Annotated in this window: 13 protein-coding genes and 1 pseudogene (1 of these 14 only partly in view); 6 read left to right on the top strand and 8 right to left on the bottom strand. The window is 39.1% G+C overall.

Annotated features, from left to right (window positions below; translation table 11 throughout):
- Positions 1 to 341 precede the first annotated feature (341 nt).
- Both LEP1GSC062_RS12990 and LEP1GSC062_RS24300 read right to left on the bottom strand, forming a co-directional pair.
- Positions 342 to 1235: an IS3 family transposase gene (locus tag LEP1GSC062_RS12990; RefSeq protein ID WP_020984490.1), complete on the bottom strand. Its 894-nt coding sequence runs from the start codon at positions 1233 to 1235 to the stop codon at positions 342 to 344.
- Complete coding sequence (locus LEP1GSC062_RS24300; protein ID WP_020983526.1) at positions 1232 to 1507, bottom strand: transposase; 276 nt, start codon at positions 1505 to 1507, stop codon at positions 1232 to 1234. Before LEP1GSC062_RS24300 ends, LEP1GSC062_RS12990 begins: the two co-directional genes overlap by 4 nt.
- A 585-nt stretch (positions 1508 to 2092) precedes the next feature.
- Here LEP1GSC062_RS24300 and LEP1GSC062_RS25330 point away from each other — a divergent pair.
- Positions 2093 to 3718: an SNF2 helicase associated domain-containing protein gene (locus LEP1GSC062_RS25330; RefSeq protein ID WP_020984429.1), complete on the top strand. Its 1626-nt coding sequence runs from the start codon at positions 2093 to 2095 to the stop codon at positions 3716 to 3718.
- Positions 3661 to 4899, top strand: coding sequence for a DEAD/DEAH box helicase (locus LEP1GSC062_RS25325; RefSeq protein ID WP_010577681.1), 1239 nt, complete (start codon positions 3661 to 3663; stop codon positions 4897 to 4899). Before LEP1GSC062_RS25330 ends, LEP1GSC062_RS25325 begins: the two co-directional genes overlap by 58 nt.
- 194 nt (positions 4900 to 5093) lie before the next feature.
- Here LEP1GSC062_RS25325 and LEP1GSC062_RS12975 read toward each other — a convergent pair.
- A pseudogene (locus LEP1GSC062_RS12975) lies at positions 5094 to 6207 on the bottom strand (TolC family protein); the annotation flags it as partial.
- 689 nt (positions 6208 to 6896) lie between these two features.
- On the bottom strand, positions 6897 to 7295 hold the full coding sequence (locus tag LEP1GSC062_RS12970) for a helix-turn-helix domain-containing protein (protein WP_020984477.1): 399 nt from the start codon (positions 7293 to 7295) through the stop codon (positions 6897 to 6899).
- A 493-nt stretch (positions 7296 to 7788) separates the two neighbouring features.
- Here LEP1GSC062_RS12970 and LEP1GSC062_RS12965 point away from each other — a divergent pair, with 493 nt between their 5' ends.
- Positions 7789 to 8649, top strand: a complete 861-nt coding sequence (locus LEP1GSC062_RS12965) for an LIC10906 family membrane protein (protein WP_341853175.1) — start codon at positions 7789 to 7791, stop codon at positions 8647 to 8649.
- 419 nt (positions 8650 to 9068) lie between these two features.
- Here LEP1GSC062_RS12965 and dinB read toward each other — a convergent pair whose 3' ends face one another.
- The 3 genes from dinB to ompL47 form a co-directional block, all read right to left on the bottom strand.
- The gene (dinB, locus tag LEP1GSC062_RS12960; RefSeq protein ID WP_039942045.1) at positions 9069 to 10157 is read right to left on the bottom strand and encodes a DNA polymerase IV; all 1089 of its coding nucleotides are present in this window, start codon (positions 10155 to 10157) and stop codon (positions 9069 to 9071) included.
- 27 nt (positions 10158 to 10184) lie between these two features.
- Positions 10185 to 10940, bottom strand: a complete 756-nt coding sequence (locus LEP1GSC062_RS12955; RefSeq protein WP_020984492.1) for a ComF family protein — start codon at positions 10938 to 10940, stop codon at positions 10185 to 10187.
- A gap of 86 nt (positions 10941 to 11026) precedes the next feature.
- Positions 11027 to 12121 carry a multi-beta-barrel domain surface protein OmpL47 gene (gene ompL47, locus LEP1GSC062_RS12950; protein WP_020984453.1) on the bottom strand — a complete coding sequence of 365 codons (1095 nt, stop codon included), beginning with the start codon at positions 12119 to 12121 and terminating at the stop codon, positions 11027 to 11029.
- Positions 12122 to 12208: 87 nt separating this feature from the next.
- Between ompL47 and LEP1GSC062_RS12945 the strand changes: the two genes are divergently transcribed.
- Positions 12209 to 12886, top strand: coding sequence for a flagellar filament outer layer protein FlaA (locus LEP1GSC062_RS12945; protein WP_010577686.1), 678 nt, complete (start codon positions 12209 to 12211; stop codon positions 12884 to 12886).
- A 269-nt stretch (positions 12887 to 13155) separates the two neighbouring features.
- Here the strand turns inward: LEP1GSC062_RS12945 and LEP1GSC062_RS12940 are convergent, their stop codons facing one another.
- Positions 13156 to 15528, bottom strand: a complete 2373-nt coding sequence (locus LEP1GSC062_RS12940) for an ATP-binding protein (protein ID WP_020984445.1) — start codon at positions 15526 to 15528, stop codon at positions 13156 to 13158.
- 481 nt (positions 15529 to 16009) lie between these two features.
- On the opposite strand from LEP1GSC062_RS12940, the gene LEP1GSC062_RS12935 reads away from it, so the two are divergent.
- On the top strand, positions 16010 to 16738 hold the full coding sequence (locus LEP1GSC062_RS12935; RefSeq protein ID WP_010577687.1) for a DNA alkylation repair protein: 729 nt from the start codon (positions 16010 to 16012) through the stop codon (positions 16736 to 16738).
- On the top strand, positions 16716 to 17258 hold the 5' portion of the coding sequence (locus tag LEP1GSC062_RS12930) for an SPL family radical SAM protein (RefSeq protein ID WP_010577688.1). 357 nt of this gene lie beyond the right edge of the window; the window shows 543 of its 900 coding nt (coding positions 1-543); it begins with the start codon at positions 16716 to 16718; the stop codon falls past the right edge of the window. Before LEP1GSC062_RS12935 ends, LEP1GSC062_RS12930 begins: the two co-directional genes overlap by 23 nt.

Below are 17258 nucleotides of genomic sequence, written 5' to 3'. Positions count from 1 at the left end.
TTCAAAGAACTAAATCTACTTTAGGTATATTTGAAATCAAATACAATCAGTTTCGATAGTTATTGGAGACAAGCTGGTATTTAGGTACTCATTTTTTATAGGGATCAGTAGTAGAAATTTTAGGAGAAGATAATGCCGGTCCTAATTGGGCGATATTTCTAGAATATGGATCCCAGAATCCCACTATCATTGATCTTCAAATAGCAGGTCTTTCACGTCACTCCGCTAAATTTTTTATTTAAGAATCATACTAACTGTTTAAATATCGAAAAGGGTAAAGTAATTTCTATTAATAAAGAAAAATTAAGGTCTTTGGACTTCCCCCAAGAAAACGGACATGGCTATGCAGTAATTCTTTCTCTGAACTCGACTGGTGTAAGATAGCCTAAAGCCGAGTGTCTTCTCTTTCTGTTGTAATATCTTTCGATATAGTCAAACAGAAAATATTGTGCCTCCCTTATTGTGTTGAATTTCCTTCTGTAAACCTCCTCAACTTTCAAAGTTTTAAAGAACGATTCCAGGAAACTCAACGGAACGCTTTCTATGAATCGCGTTCCGGGAGCATTGTCATAGCAGTTGCCTTTTCTACTCATACTCTGGACGAACTCATTCGTATTTAATACTTTTCTAAAGTCATCACTTGCATATTGAACTCCTCTATCGGAATGAAATATGACTTCTTTTGGATATCTCCTACGAGAAAGAGCTTTCTCAAAGGCCTTCAAGAGATGTTCCGTTTCCAATGTCGAACCCAATTCCCAACCAATGATCTCTCGATTGAAAAGATCTTTGATCGCAAATAGATAAATCCATTTCCCGTTGATCGGTATGTAAGTAATATCTGAGAGCCAAATCTGATTCAATCCATCCGACTTGAAAACTTGATCCAAAAGATTAGGAGCAACAGGAAGTTTGTGCTTCGAGTTCGTGGTCACAGGACGAAAAGAACGCTTCCGATCGGCTTTTAAACCCATTTTATACATTCTTCTGTAAACTCGATTCTTAGATACGACAATCCCTTCCGATCGTAAGTCTTGATGAACTCGTAAATATCCAGATCTACCCTCATGCTCTTCAAATAGACGGCGAATTCTTTCGTCTAACTCTTGATTTGACTTTACTCTTTCGCTATCTTCTCGTTTCAACCAATCATAATAGCCGCTCTTGGATACATTCAGAATCTTGCATATCTTCTTTACTGGGAAATGATTCTTTTCTATATATGTATATTTCATTTCCTTGGTTTCAAGAAGATGGCCACGGACTTTTTTAAAATCTCCCTCTCCTCCGCCACTTCCAAGAGTTCTTTCCTTAAACGTTCATTCTCTGCTCGAAGTTCATCTTGGAACGGGCCATCATCCGTCAGATACTTTTTCTTCCAGTTTATCAAGGTATTCACGGAGACTCCCAAATCTTTTGAGATCTGAGTCATGGATTTCCTGGACTTTATCAGGAGCTCAACCGTGTTCTTCTTAAATTCTTCGTCATATTGGGTTTTACGAGCCATGCTTTTTATCCTTTTTCTTTTGCACGACCGTGTCCACTAATTCGGGGGAAGTTCAATATTTGATTTTGGATCATATATTACCCCTTTCGTATTCTAATTCCCATCGCCACATTTGCAACGAACAAGATTATGAGATTTTAATCGAAAGCGTTTAAGAATTTTATTAAGGACTTGAGTTCGAGATAACAAACGCGAAAGCCGGTGAGGGGCTATCCCAAACTTTCAACCCATGTTAAAATTAAATAAATCTACTTTTCAATTATTTGAAGATTCTATTTCATGGATTTGTTTTTAAATGAATTTTATATATTAGAGTTTTTGAAAAATTAATCCCGCATCTTTGTCCGTTTCATTGAAACGGGCGATCGAGGTGGCTTGTCGATCTCCATCCTGGAATTTTTCAACAACTCTATCGTTCGATCACAAATAATGGACGAACCTTATAAAACAAGAACATAAGAAAATTTGATTGTAGATAGGGAATCGCACGTTCTTAAATAATCTTCTTTGAGAATTGCAAAAAATACTATACGTGGGGATTCTTTAGCGAACAAATCGAGAAAGTTTTAAAATAGGGAAAAGTGAATGAAACAACTTCAACTTGCTGTTTTTTTAATGCCTGACGGCCATTTTTGCGAATTTGTTGGAATTTCCGCAAACGGCCGTGTGTTTTCTTTTTTGCAACTCTTTCAAGAAAATCCGAATCCGAATAAGTTCCAAAATCTATTCCCCAAAGGACAACGAGAGGCAAGTCTTAGAATTTTATTTTATTCGTCCATGGGAAGATTCAGGATTATAAATTTTCGGGAAAATACGATTTTGAATTCCTGCGAACCGAAAATTCGAATTTATACGAACGACGGCAGGTCGGCTTATTTTGCCGGACGAATTTCGTGCGACCTTCGTCTGATCAAAAATGAAGACGAATCGTATGGGCTTGTAAGAGAAAAAGAAACAGTTGTCGAAGATACTTGGTTGGAACGATTTATCTGGGAAAATCCGTCTCAAAACGAAATCCCGGATATCATTTCGATTTCCGATAACGAACCTCTCCCCGTATTGTTCGACGGACCAAGCCCGGAACAAAAAAGAATGTTGAATCGATTGGGAGGAGGAGAATGGATTCAACCTGGAGATTTGGTAAAATATAAGAATTCTCTAAAATTGAACGGAGTCAGGGGACTGGAACTCATTCCCGAGGTTTATCAAGCGGGACCTGCTTTTCGTATCTTCTTGGAACCTTTTTATAATGAGTCGGAAGAATTGGGTATTCATGGGCGAATTTGTTTTGTTTACGCGAAACGAAGAAAAGATTTGTTTCCTTTAAAAGGAAACAAACGCTCCGATCCTACCGAAGAACAACCCTTGGAAAAAGAACCGGATCTATATGAATTCACCGTTAAAGAACATCGGATGGGCCTTCGTCAAAAAGTTATATATTCGGAACATACGGGCGGTGTTGTAATCAAACGATTCGTCAAAAAAGAACGCACGCTTTTTTCCTTGGAACTTCCTATTCGGTATTCGAGAACCACGGGTGAATTTAATATTCCGCCTAAAAAAGTATCTTCGTTCTTTACGGAAATTCTTCCGGAGATACTTAAAAAAAACGTAATACTAAAACTACATCCCGATTTGGACGGAATTACGATCCGTAGAAAAGCGTCTTTCCAAATTCGAGAATCTTCCGGAGTGGATTGGTTCGACGGAGGAATCCAAGTGGACGGTTTGGATTCTGCGGAAAGTTCCGCGGTTTACGCGGCATGGAAAGCGGGACGAAAATTTGTACGTTTGCAAAAGCTCGGTATAATCGACTTAAAAAATCTGGCGTTTGAATCCTTGGATAAAACTTTGGATAGTGCCGGAATCGAATTGGACAAAAACGGCAATTCGTCCCGATTGAACAAAGGACAGGTGATGGCATTGGATCTCGGCGGAGATTTAAGGATTGCGAGGTCCGTTCGGAAACTTAAAAACTCTCTAAAGAGCACATTCGAAAATAATAATATACGAGAACCATTTTCTCCCGGACCGGACTTTCGAGGCGAACTCAGAGACTATCAGAAAAAGGGAGCGCAATTTCTTTTCAATCTTCATTCTTTAAAAATCGGCGGAATTTTGGCGGACGAAATGGGCTTGGGTAAAACGATTCAATGTCTCGCTTTTTTTCTAAAATTTTTCAAGATTCTCCCAAAACGAAAATTCTTGTAATCGCTCCTTTAGCGGCGATGGGCGTTTGGGAGGAAGAATGCGCCCGTTTTTTACCGGACGTTTCCGTACAAGTCTGGCACGGTTCCTCGCGAAAAGAATCAAAACTTACTCGAACCGGGATCATTATAACCACGTATCAAACCTTAACTCGGGATCTGGAAATATTAGGTAAACTTAAATTTCAAACCATGGTTTTGGACGAAGCTCAAAATGTGAAAAACGTCGCAACCGATTCCGCGAGATCCGTTCGTAAAATCAAAGCCGCTTCGGTGTTTTGCCTAACGGGAACGCCTATGGAAAATCATTTGGATGAATTCTGGTCTCTCTTCGACCTTTCTTTTCCGGGACTCTTGGGGAACTTGCGATCTTTTCAAAGAAATTTTTCTCCCGCGAATATCCGAGAACTTCAAAAACGAACGGAAAAGTTTTTACTGAGAAGAAGAAAATCGGAAGTATTAACGGATCTTCCTCCGAAAACCGAAATTAGAGTGTCTACGCCGATGGAAATCCGTCAGTTGAAACTCTATGAGAAAGCGAGGCAGGAGGCGATTCTTACTTTAAAGTCGGCGGGACCGAATTACATCTTTGAACTCCTGCCTCAGCTTACGAGATTGAGAAGACTGGCTTGTCATCCGGATATCGGAATGGATAAAGTCGATCCGACACAATCGGGAAAGATCAATCGTTTTCTCACGATGATTCAAGAAGAGATTCCCGAAGGATCTGCGGCGCTTGTTTTCAGTCAATTTACGGACACGTTATCCATCGTCAAAAACGCACTCGATCTTCTCAAAATCGAATACTTTTATCTGGATGGAAAAACTCCGCAATCCAAGAGAATTTCTTATGTAAAACGATTTCAAAGAGGAGAAAAACGTTTCTTTTTGATTAGTCTAAAAGCGGGTGGTGTGTCGCTTACTCTTACAAGAGCGGACACCGTATTTCATCTGGACCCTTGGTGGAATCCGGCTGTAGAAAATCAAGCCAGCGATCGCGCGCATCGTTTCGGTCAGAAACAACCGGTCTTCATTTACAAACTTTTTTCGGAAGGTTCCATTGAGGAACGGGTTCTCGAACTTCAGGAAAAAAAGCGTAAACTGTTTGCATCGCTTCTTGATTCCGAGAAAGACTGGACGGAGTCCAATATTAGCAGAGAAGAATTGCGAGAATTGATCGGATGATTATTTAACGTGAGTTAAACGGTTGAAAGTTTGGTTGATAGAATATCATCTTTATAATATTCGTATATTATGGTGGCTGACGTCCGTTGGCTTATCGATTTTAAAATAAATTCATTTTTGAAAAGTAAATATTAGGAGAAATTTATTTAAATAGAAAGAATGTCAGTTACAGCCCAAGGTTACTTTATTGTCTATGTGCAATACTTTCCGATCGCATCTACCAGTTTTTCTTGAGCGCCTACAAGTTCGGTTTCGGCGAAAAGTATGTCCGATCTTTTTACTTCCCCGACTTGGATTTTGGTGTTCATCAAACGCATACTCTCGTAGCGAAAATAAACCATTCCGCTTCCGATCGTGATTAAATCGTAGGATTCCTTAACGACGTCGCTAGCTTTTTCTACTTCGATGGTAATGGACTGTTCCAAACGTTTTTTTTCCGCGATAGAATCTTCCAGTTTAATCTTACTTTCCATTACCTTTCTCGAATAACTCATGTTATCTAGAACTTGTAGATTATTGGATGTCGCCGCGTTGAAGTTGGGATTAACAAACAATACCGGCAAATCCGCTACTTGCTTGGTTGTTATAACGCATACCTAAGTTTTCGGTCGTTGTATTCGTGGAACCTCCTAAAAGGAATACAACTTTAAGGTAGAAGTCCGTAAGTAAATTTCCTTCAATTATGAGATCAGACTGGTGGTCCAAGCTCATGACTAACTTCAAATCGTTCTTTGCCTTTAGATATTCGTTTATGGATTTCACCAAAGCGAATTCGATTTCTTGAAGACGGGAGGCCACGCTTAAGACTTGAATTTGCGTAGTAAAGCCGAGTTTAGCCTCCAGTTTTGCAAGTCTGAGTTGTTCTTTGGCACGTTCCACCGACTTCTTGTTAAGAGCCACCTTTGCAAGCGCAACCAATGTGTTTATGAAAGTTTTTTCAACTTCCAGCCTCACTTTGGAAGAAGTAATTTTAAAGTCCTCCCTACTTAATATTTCCTCTAATTGAGCTATATCAAGATCCAGCTTCTTTTTGCCTCCGTCGTAAATGATCTGGTCTCCGTTTAACAAAATCGCGTTATATATGTAATCATTCGAGTCTTGAATGATGTATCTCTGCCTCGTCATATTGACTCCGAGAGTAGGCAGCAAATCTCTCCATCGTTCGGAAATGAGTTCTTTGATTGCTGTGTTTTTGTTTTTAAGAGATAATAATAGATAGTAGTTCGTTAAAGCTATTTGAGTGGCGGTTTCCAAATTAATTCTTAACGTTTTTTTGTCGGAAGCTCTTATTTCGATTCTCGGGCACATTCAAAAGAGGAGAAAGATAAAACCCGTGAATAAGATAGAATCGGGCAGAATAATCGTCTTTAGGACTTTTTTTATATAAATCGTGTTTATCTTCCGTTTGATTTGGAGAAAAAAAACGCACTCAAAGTGGAGTGCGAAATGTAAGGATGTCCAGAAAAATTGAAATTGTTTTTGCGGCTTTTTAAAATAAACTCCTTGAGGCTAAAAATTGTGATTTTGTATTTTATAAAGTATCACTAAATTCCTTCGAGCCAAATGTTATCGGTGCAATATTTCAGTCAATATAAATTCAATTGTGGTGGAGATTTATTTTAATGTGAGTTTGGCGCGAAAAAATCAGAGTTTTCCTCAAATGCGGGAACTCTCATGAAATCAGAAATCTGTCATAATCTCGACTATCGCCAGTGATTGCCGTGCAAGGAGCTTCGTTACTAAAAGTCGTTTCAAAAAGAACGTAAGACGAAATTTGTGGGAACTACGTTTTATTGCTGGCGACTTACGATCATGATTCTTTAAGATTTGTGAGGCAAATTCTTAGTATTGTCTACAAACAACCTGAGGAGATTTAGAGATCGTAGAATCAAAACTTTGTCTTGTTGGAAGATCGTTCTGCGTATGAAGTGATATTGAATGTGAAGGGAACCGAGCTTTGTTTAAACGGGCATTTTGAAATAAGGAAAAAAGTTTTTTTAATTATTTTCGACTTCTTTTTTTGCTAGGCTAAAAATCAATTTCTGGGCAATTTCAAATTCTTTTTTGGGTAAAATTGCCAATATTTCGACCATTTTTGGTAAACCTTCTTTCGAGGTTATTTTTTTCAATAAGGTCGGCTCGAACTCTACTTTCATTTTGGTTTGAAATGTCTGTCGTAGTGCCACTTTTTCCGGTAGTTTACCTTCAAGGAGCCATTCTCTTCGGTATCCGTGGACCATTTCTATCGTAATTGCCGCGTCTTCCGGTATCGGGAATCTTCCACTAAGCCAACCACTGATCGTTTGTTTTGATTTGCCAATCGTGTCCCCAAACTCTCTTTGGTTTCCTTTGAAATTTAAGAGTATGGTTTGTAATCTTTTCTTTTGCTCGTCCAAAACATGTCCTAGAATAATACTTTTTTGTTGACATTGGTATTAAAATAATACCAATGTGTCTTTAAAAACCTATTAATAGCACAACTTTCAAAAAATCAATTCAAATGTCAGCACAGCAACTATTGATGGGTCATAATTTGTGAAAAGAAATATAGTGGCGCTTTTTGCCTTGTTTTAGGTTATGGAAAAAAGATCGATGAATAAAGACATGTTTTTGTCGCCAAAAGATAGAACTTTGGTAGAAAAGTTCCTTATTTTTTTTGATCTTCTTTTCTTCAAAGGTGATTTTCCTTCTTAAAAAATTTTCCCATGTAAATTCGATAGGCATTCAGATTTAGTTTTATATCAAATTGAAAAGGAAATTGACTGTAGCGACGTAAAGACTCGAAACCGAACTACGAAATATAAGCGAATACGAACAACTAAATTTTAGCGAAGAATTAGCATTATGAACCTTAACCATTTTATTCCAGTTTTAGCAGGATTTTTCCATTTGTTTTTCGGAATCTATGTCTTTAGTTTAAAGCCAAGACAAAAATTACAGACTCTATTCCTATTTTTGAATCTATGTATGGCGCTCTGGCTTTGCATTCAAGGTCTTAGAGGGCTGTTTCCTCTTGAATACCGTAACTTTGGGTTGAACATAACCTTCCTTCCGATGTCTGTCGGGACTTTCATTCTATATCTTCTTTGTAAAAAAATGGAGAACGTCGGACAGAAGATTCCGGTTTGGATATTGATCCTGGGTATTGTAGGGTTTTCCTATTTTACCTGGGCTTCTTTTAGTCAAAGGATGGTAGTTTTAGAAAATCCAGACACTTTCGTTTTTGATTTCAGTTTGAATTACCATTTAATCATTTACTTCTCCACTTTTTGGGTTCTATCGTCGGCTTGGATAATTCTTAAAAGAATACGGCTCAAAAGAGGAGACGATAGGGTAAGGCTCTTTTTTGTTCTACTCGGTTCTATAGTTGGGTTACCAATCACTTTAATGTTCATTTATTTTCTTCCGTTTTTAGGAATTTACAAAGCATATTTATCATCTTTGGGCCTTTCTGTTTGTTCGGTCTGCTGGGCGGTGGCGATTTTGCATTACGACGCTTTTGAAATCAAAGCCGACTTGATCCAAGGTCGGAAAATTTCTTTTATCAATCGGGTTGCTTCTAAACCTTTTTTAAAGCTCATGAGGAAGTTAGATCCGATGAGATTCGTTCAAAAAAGTTCAAAGGCAAAAGAGGAAATCACGAGACAAATTCTGATTCAAGACTTTCATCTTGCCGAAAATACCGGTGAAATATCGGTCGATGAAAGGGCCAAAATTCTTTCTAGAAGATTCGGAAAGTATTTTAAATAGTTTTATTCTATGTAGAATTCGAAAATCCCGCTTATGTGATAATATATATTTATAATTATCACATAAGTAAAATATCCTGTCGTATGTGCGATTTTTTCGAACCTATATCAGAATCAACTTTTTGTAATGGAATCCGGATAAACGAACTCGATCTGAACCGATATACAAGCAACTCTCGTGGAAGGTTGCAGAAATTGTAAAATTATTAGCTTACAATGATGCCTTTATTTTAACGTGAGTTCGGTATAACAAAATGCGAAAGCGATTGTAGTGGAAATTCCAAAGGAATTGGAGCGAAAAGCGCGGTCGCGAGCCATTTTATCTATGAAATTCGCGAGCGATTCGCCCAAACTTTCTTACGCCGAACTCACGTTATTTTAGTAAATTTAAAGTCCGAGAAAAGTTTAATTTTTTGAATATTATAAATTTGGAAATAGCATTGGTTCTTCATCTGTTGAATTTGGATGAGAAAGATTAATCCCTAAAAGTCGAATTGCTTTAATCGAAACTTGTTTTCCGTTTTTGATCTCAAAAAATTCCTCAAAAAGTTCCGCCGCTACGGAATAAAGTTCATCCGCACCAAAAATAGGTTCCGATAGAGTTTTCGATCTTGTTCTTAGGCTAAAATCTTGAAATTTGATTTTGAGAGTCAAAGTTTTACCGGCAAAATCTCTTTCTTTTAATCTTCTTTCTACTTCGACCGCGACTTCCCTCAGTTGTTGCAGCAGGTCTTCCCGATCTATTTTGTCCTGATCGAACGTATTTTCTGCACCCAAGGACTTTCGTTCCCGGCAAGACTCTACTTCTCTCTCGTCTTCTCCTCTGGAAATTTTATAATAGTAAATCCCCATCTTTCCAAAATGTTGAACGAGTTCGTTTATGTTTTTTGCCCTAAGATCTTTTCCGGTATAAATTCCAAGCTCCTTCATCTTCTGAGCCGTGACCTTGCCCACACCGTGGAAACTACTTACCGGCAGAGGATCGATAAAAGCAATCACGTCGTCGGGTAGAACTACGGCGAGTCCGTTTGGTTTGTTTTTTTCGGAAGCGAGTTTGGCGATAAATTTGGAGTTACCGACGCCAGCGGAAGCGGTCAGCTCTGTGCGCTTAAAAATTTCAGCGCGGATCTCTTTGGCGATCGTTACGGCAAACGGAATATTCTTTTTATTGAATGTGACATCCAAGTATCCTTCGTCTAAGGAGAGCATTTCAACACGATCCGTGTATTCCAAAAAGATTTCACGAATTCGATTGGAAACTTCCTTATATACTTTAAAACGAGGAGATACAAAAATCGCTTGAGGCGCAAGTTGAGCCGCTTTAGAACAAGGCATTGCGGAACGAACCCCGAATTTACGGGCTTCGTAAGAAGCGGCTGCGACAACAGATCTACTATTAGGAGGACCACCCACAATTAATGGTTTTCCCTTGTATTCCGGAAAGTCTCTTTGCTCGACGGATGCATAGAATGCATCCATGTCTACATGAATGATTTTACGTGGCTCCATATTCGACTTAAGTCAAGTTATAGATGGCTAAACATTTGTAATGTCCTTTTCGATTTCGCCTCCTTTCCCTTCTGTTCGAACCAAAGTCAAAATTCGAACAGATTTGGCTCCGTTTTGAATGAGAATTCTTGCCAACTCATTTGCGGAAGCACCGGTGGTAAACACGTCATCGACCAGAAGATAATTCCCTCTTAACTTCCCCTTATATTCCTCTTTGATTCGAAACGCAAGTCTTGCGTGCATAAAACGATCTACAAAGCTCTTACCCGCCTGCTTTTCATCGCTTATCTTTTCAATTGGATGTAGTAACGGAAAAGGAAGGATATTTTGTAATCGTTTCAGAGCGAAGTCACAGGACTCAAATGGCCTTCGTTTATTTTGGGAATACCATTTGGTTTTTGTGGAAGGCATAAGCATAATTCCGGAAAAGTTAAGTTTCTTCCAGGATTTTAATTCTTTTTTCATGCCCAAACAAAGATAAATCGAAAGCGAATAAACGGACTGCAACTTAATACGGTTTATCACCTTTGCCAAAAAAGGAGTTCTTCTTTGTAAAAATTTCAATTCTTCAAAGAATACGTTCCTTGAGCTGCAATAGAAACATTCTTTTGTTGTTTGTATTTCCTTGCAAACCTTGCATAAATTTTGAGTGCGGATTAAAAAAATCCCATTTTCCAAATGACAAAGTTTACAAATTCCGATTTTGGAAGAAAAGAAGTCGTACCTTCCGCAAAATTCACAGTTGACCGGAAGAAAATAATCTAAAAATTTCCAGAGCTTCACTACCGATTACGGTTTTATGAAACGCTTAAAAGGCACAAAAAAGCCCGGAAAAATTCCGGGCTTTTTTTCATTCCTGCCAGATTTTTTTACTTCTTGGCTGGAGGAGTTGCAGGTTGAGTCGGCTTTGTAGAAGTAGGGGTCGTCGATGTAGGTTCAGCGGATGTGGTAGTAGGTTTGCTTCCGTTAGAACCGGCTTCTATTTTACGGATTTGTGTCGTAGGCGGATTCACGTCCACTGAGAAGCTGACTTTTTTCGTTTCACTTTCGTTTCCTACGTTGTCGATCGCTTTCGCTTCAATCGTATGCTCACCTTGAGCATCAATCGTGATCGGCTCGGCATAAGCAACGAAATCCGGGGCGTTATCTACTTTAATCAAAATTCTTTTGATTCCAGATTGTCCATCGACGGCTTTGATCGTAAAAGAATTTCCTTTTCTGGAATACGTTTTTCCATCGATAATTACTAGAGGGGTGTTTCCTTGAATTTCAATTTCCGGTCTTACATCGTCTAAGGTTACAACAAGGATCGCTTCGGAAGAAGAATTTCCGGAATTATCCACCGCGGAATATTTGATTAGATTCACGCCCGCTTTCTCTAATTTGATCGGCTGGTTGTCGTAAGGTCTCATGTCTCCACCATTGATGGAATACTTTATTTCTTTCACTCCGGAAAGAGTATCCGATGCGGAGATAGTATAGGTTACATTTTTGGATCCGAAGTTGTATCCATCTAGGTTGTAAAGAATTTCACTCGGAACGATTTTTACAGTTGGAGCCGTATTGTCCACTACGACTACGAGTGCTTTTGCAGGTTCTTTGTTTCCCGCTTTATCCACAGCTCTGTAGGTAAGGCGGTTAACGCCCTCCTTAAGGATTGTGATAGGAGAAGTATATTTAGCGTAATCTGCTTCGCCGATTTTGTATTCGATGTAATCAACGGTGCTGGAATCATCCTGTGCGGAAATTTCAAAAGAACTTTTGGAGTTCACGTAAAGATCCGCCTTCTTTATTTCCTCCGACGAAGTTGTCGAGTTTTGATCGGTTTTTACTTTTGTAGAACTTTCGGATTGTCCTTGTGTTTCTGCCTTGGGATTTTCATCCAAATCTTCTTGAGCCACCAATGCTATGGTAACGGACATTAAAAAAGCGATTGCGAGTCTTACGAGAGAAGAACCCTTCATTTTGTGTACTCCTATGGATTAGGTAATTAGTTTTTTGACGATATTGGGATAGTGGAAACATTTGGAAGGAGCCTGTCAACCGATTCTATGAAAAAAATATTCTTCTCTCACATCCCTTCTACCGAGAAACGAAATCGCCTTTTTATTGTAATACTATTTTTATTCCAATTGTCTTTCTCTCTGAGAGCGGAAGAAAGAACTTCGGCGGAAATTTGGAAACAAATCACCGTGGAAGATTTCGAAACAAAAGAGTGGAATTCTAAAAATCTCAAAACACGTTTATCCAAGGAGTATTTTCCGGATATAAGAACCTCTTCTCTTTTACTCAGTCCGGAAAGAAATTCTTCCAAAAGTCTTCTTTTGGAAGTCCCGGCGGAAAAAAACCAATCTTTCGAAATTCTCTGGGAACAATCCTGGAAAACGAAAGGTTTCGTCCAAGAATTTCAGTTTCACATCTATTCTTCGGGATCAGGCGCCTCTCTCTATGTTTTACTCCGAGATTCCACTTTAGAAGTTAAGAAAATTCTAATCACTCATCTCAACTTTGAAGGTTGGAAGAAAATCAAACTCAACGTAATCCGCAAAATCAGACAAGAAGACATCGTGTTTTCCAAACAGATCCCCGTCGAATTTTTAGGCCTTCTTTACGAAGCTCCTTTTACGATGAAGCGAGGTTCCAGAGATTTATTCGCGATAGACGATATCGTTGCAATCGTTAGGGATAAAAATCGAATGTTCTCCGGCGACAAAACTTTGATTCGATGATTTTTTTTGCTTTTTCGTTTCTTTGATTTTTACTTAACGTGGGTTCGGCGTAAGAAAGTTTGGGCGAATAAGAAATTAAAGTGTTGCTCTCTAAACTCAGTGAAACGGCTTCTGGACTCAATCTCACTCCCTACGGGTCGTTCGATAGGGCGGCGTGTAAAGTTCTCCTCCTTATGTGACTAAACCCTCGCCACTAAAACGTGGGAACTACTACGTTTTATCATTGGCGACCTAACGATTATGATGTGATTTTTCTTTCGGAACAAGTTCTAAATTTGCAAGTTTGTGTTCGTTTCGGAGATCGGAAGTCTTACAAAAAAAGAAGTTCCTTGGGGAGAAGTCTCAAATCGGATCGTTCCTTCGTGCGTTTCTACGATTTTCTTTGCGATGTCCAAACCCATTCCCGATCCTTCCCCCGGAGCCTTTGTAGTGAAAAAAGGTTCGAAAATTCTTTCTTTCGCGAATGCGGAAATTCCGGGGCCCGTATCGGAAACGACAACTTCCACTTCGTTTTCTCCCGCATGAGAAACTCGAATCCCTAAAGTCCCTTTGAAGGACATTGCTTGTGCGGCGTTGTAGATCAAATTTGTCCATAGATGGATGAGATCGTCCGCATAAGCTTGAATAGGCGGAACATCTTTATATTCCCTATTGATTTCCACTCCAGTTTTCAGTTGATTGTGATAAATCGTAAGAACGGTTTCTATACTTTCCGAAATTACCACCGGGGTTTTGATTCCTTCCGAACTCCAGTGGGTGAACTTTTTGAGAGCATAAACGACTTTGGAAGTTCGATTCACAGATATGTTGATCAACTTGGAATTTTGGGAGGCCTGAATTTCCGTAATCGCAAAACGTAATAGTGTCTGCGCGTCCTTATCCGCAAACAGATTTGGAAATTCTTCCACGGAAGAATCCAAACCAAATTCTGCCAAGTCTTGCGCAATCGAATGAGGATTTTCGAATCCTTTTACTTTCAACTTTACTTCAAGCTTTTTTATTTTCTCGCGAATTTCCTTAGGAGATAAGATCTCCCGATCTTTTTTTCCCTTTTTTACAAATGTATTGAGTTCGTTGAATACGATAGAATTCAATCCCTGGAGGATTTCGGAGACCTGAACGATTCGGTCTGTGGAACTTTCGAAATAATTCTGTATGGAATCATTCGCCGACTTGATAACTCCGATGGGATTGTTAATTTCGTGCGCGATTCCGGCCGCTAATTGGCCTAATGCGGCCATCTTTTCGGATATGATCAATTGATTTTGAGTTTTTTTCAGATCTTTCAGAATTTCTTCGAGTTCTTGTTTTTGTCTTTCGATCAATTCATTCTGATCGGAGATTTCCTTATTTAATCTTCTCAGAGATTCCGCTTCTTTTTTTTCCGAAATATCTTTTACAAGATTGATCGCACAAAGTTTCCCGTTGATTTCCGCGAACGTACTGTAACATTCCGCGTGAATAATTTTTCCATTTTTACCTTGGAAAGTCAACTCCTCATCCACGAGTACTTTCTTTTGAGACAATTTATCGAAATATGCTTTTCTTTGAGCCGGATCGGGCCAAATGTTCAATTCTATACTCGTCTTTCCGATTGTTTCTTCTCTCGTAAATCCGAACAAGTTCAAAAAACTATCGTTGACTTCTACGTATCTTCCTTCATGCGCGGATGAGATCGTTGTCGCAATCGGACTGAAGGTGAACACCTTCGAATAAATTTCCTGAGCGGGACGAAGGGCCTCTTCCGCTAGATGTCTTTCCGTGATGTCTTGGGCCGTTCCGATACCGATGGTCGAGTTTTTAAGTTTTCCCTTCCCAGCAAGAAATCGATGTTGTCCGTCTTTTCTTCGGATTTGATAAACGAACTCTACGGTGCAATCCGTAATTTCCTTTTGTGTCCGTCTTTTTGCGAGAATGTCGAGGATACGGGCCTTATCTTTTTCATCGACAACATAAGTATTTAAGAACGTGGACAAGTGTAAGGTTTTGGATTCCTTCGCATCGTCGTATCCGAGCAAGTATTGGTATTCTTTGGAAAGAACAAGTTCTAAAGTTTGTATATTCAGACTCCATCCTCCCAATTTCGCATAACGTTGAACTTCGGACAATTCAGCTTTTACGGTTCTAAATCCGAACAAAGCGTATTTCATCAAAATTGCTACGAGTATAAAAGAGCCAATTTCTCCGATCAAGGAGGACCAAGGCCCCGTACTTTTAGCGGGCCGAATCACTTCGATTTGAATGAGATAGGTACTTGTAAGCTCGACTGCAATCGCTAGGAATGTGTAAAAATAAGCGGCCCTGATTCCCAACAGAAGTGCGGAGATCAAAATTAAGCTCAAACAAAATGGAAAAACTACCGTTTGAGTGGCGCCTTCCCTTATCATGCCGTAGAACGCGGCCAACCATTCTATTCCGATTAGAACATGAGAGGCTAAAAGAATTCTTCCGCTCTTTGCAATTAAGTGACAAACGATAATCGCAGCGAGGATCAGATACGTTGCCGCATAAGCCCCTTTAGGTTTTTCGGCAAAGATCGGATGCAGAATCCGATAGCTTATGATTACCGCCCCGCAGGAGAGCATAATTCCGTACATTAACCGTACGGAAAAATCCTTTTCAGTATCCGAAAAAACAGGCATTTTTAGAAAACTTGGTATTTTCAATCGGGACTACCTTGATCAAATCGGTGTGTCATTTTATACTATAGAATTGGATTATAAAGTCCGATTTTGGCAATCGTTCGTTTTTTCAAGCAAATCCTTGTAAATGAATTACAAACTTGTAAGGTTATCGATCGACAATTTGAATTGGAATCAATTCCAGAAATGATTTCCAATACCACAAAGCAACTCCGGAAAAGTAGAATAGAGTTGTTGAAAAATTAATTCTCTATCCGTTTCTGCCCTATTGAAATGGACGTTTGAAGCAGTTTTGCTAATCTGAATCATGGAATTTTTCAACAACTCTAATATTGAAGATAAACAATTCTAACGAATCGTTATTTTTGAATTTAAACATAGGTTTTACGAAATATACTCTTAAAGCGAAAAAATTCTAAAGTTCTATTGACAAGGATTCGTTCCAGAAGAATCAATTTTCAGATCCTTACTTACTTTTCCGATGACAATAATTGGCTCCAAAAAAGAAATTAAAACGATTGTATCCGATATTTTCGGTTCATCGGGAACCAGTGAAAGCGCATTGGCTCGTAGAATAGAATCGGAGATTTTACTGAAGAAAGTAAAATTTCCATTACTCGAATTTGTTGGTAGAGAACTCTATTCTAATATTCCTGATCGGAAGCAGATCGTGTTTACAGATCGAATTATTCGACTCGGATATTTGGGTGGAAACGTAGTCGTGGCGACGATTCTTCAATGTCGTTTGGAAGAACATTTCGAACAATCCTTAAAGAAGGCTGTCGAATATATCGTTTTCGGAGACGAATGGTATGTCTGTGATATCATCGGAGAAAGAGTAATGGGTTACTTTCTGCTCAAGGAGCCGGAGCGTGCTCTTCCGATTTTAAAAACTCACGTCGATCATAAAAACGGTTGGATCGTCCGTTCTGTAGGCGTCGCAGCGCACTATGCTGTCAAAAAAGGTCTCAAGAAAAAATACGTGGAAGAAACTTTTCGACTTCTCTTAACAAAAGCGGATACGAGAAACTTTCATACGAAGAAAGGAATCGGTTGGGCCGTTAAAACCATTTCCAAATTTCATCCCGATATTATTCAAAAATTCGAATCCCGTTTAAAAACGGACGAATCGATCCGTTCGTTCTTTAAGACAAAAATCAAAATCGGATTAAGCCGGTCTGCAAAATATGCCTCAAAGTATCCGAATTAAAAATATTGTGAATAAAACTAAACGAAGGGATCCTTGGTTTTTGGACGATTACACGATTAATCCTTACAGTGGTTGTTCATTTCGATGTTTATATTGTTATGTAGGAGGAAGTAAATACGGCTTCAATGTGGAAGACAAACTTTCCATAAAAGAAAACGCAGTTGAAGTCCTGGATCGGCAACTCCGAAACAGTGCCCAAAAGAACCGATATGGAATCATCGTCCTTTCCTCCGCCACGGATCCTTATCTGCAATTCGAAAAAGAACGTGGTCTTACGAGGGAATTACTTAAGATAATCCTAAAATACAAGTTTCCGGTTCATATTCTCACCAAATCGGATCTGATTCTGCGCGATCTGGATTTATTAAGCGAAATTGAAAAGGAGGCCATTCTTCCGAAAGATTTGGAGGAACGATTGAATCGCAAATTGTTCATTACATTTTCTTTCTCCATTCTTGATGACTCCGTCGCCAGAATTTTCGAACCGGGGGCAACCCCTCCAAGTTTACGTCTTGTCGCT

Source organism: Leptospira alexanderi serovar Manhao 3 str. L 60 (assembly GCF_000243815.2).
Classification (GTDB): domain Bacteria; phylum Spirochaetota; class Leptospiria; order Leptospirales; family Leptospiraceae; genus Leptospira; species Leptospira alexanderi.
Note: the sequence above shows the minus strand (reverse complement) of the source record. Positions and strands in the feature narration are given on the sequence as shown.

Coding starts and splice junctions, on each gene's coding strand:
- LEP1GSC062_RS12935 (WP_010577687.1), top strand. CDS start 16,010: ATGACAATAATTGGCTCCAAAAAAGAAATTAAAACGATTGTATCCGAT.
- LEP1GSC062_RS12990 (WP_020984490.1), bottom strand. CDS start 1,235: ATGAAATATACATATATAGAAAAGAATCATTTCCCAGTAAAGAAGATA.
- LEP1GSC062_RS24300 (WP_020983526.1), bottom strand. CDS start 1,507: ATGGCTCGTAAAACCCAATATGACGAAGAATTTAAGAAGAACACGGTT.
- ompL47 (WP_020984453.1), bottom strand. CDS start 12,121: ATGAAGGGTTCTTCTCTCGTAAGACTCGCAATCGCTTTTTTAATGTCC.
- LEP1GSC062_RS12940 (WP_020984445.1), bottom strand. CDS start 15,528: ATGCCTGTTTTTTCGGATACTGAAAAGGATTTTTCCGTACGGTTAATG.
- dinB (WP_039942045.1), bottom strand. CDS start 10,157: ATGGAGCCACGTAAAATCATTCATGTAGACATGGATGCATTCTATGCA.
- LEP1GSC062_RS25325 (WP_010577681.1), top strand. CDS start 3,661: ATGTCTCGCTTTTTTTCTAAAATTTTTCAAGATTCTCCCAAAACGAAA.
- LEP1GSC062_RS12945 (WP_010577686.1), top strand. CDS start 12,209: ATGAAAAAAATATTCTTCTCTCACATCCCTTCTACCGAGAAACGAAAT.
- LEP1GSC062_RS25330 (WP_020984429.1), top strand. CDS start 2,093: ATGAAACAACTTCAACTTGCTGTTTTTTTAATGCCTGACGGCCATTTT.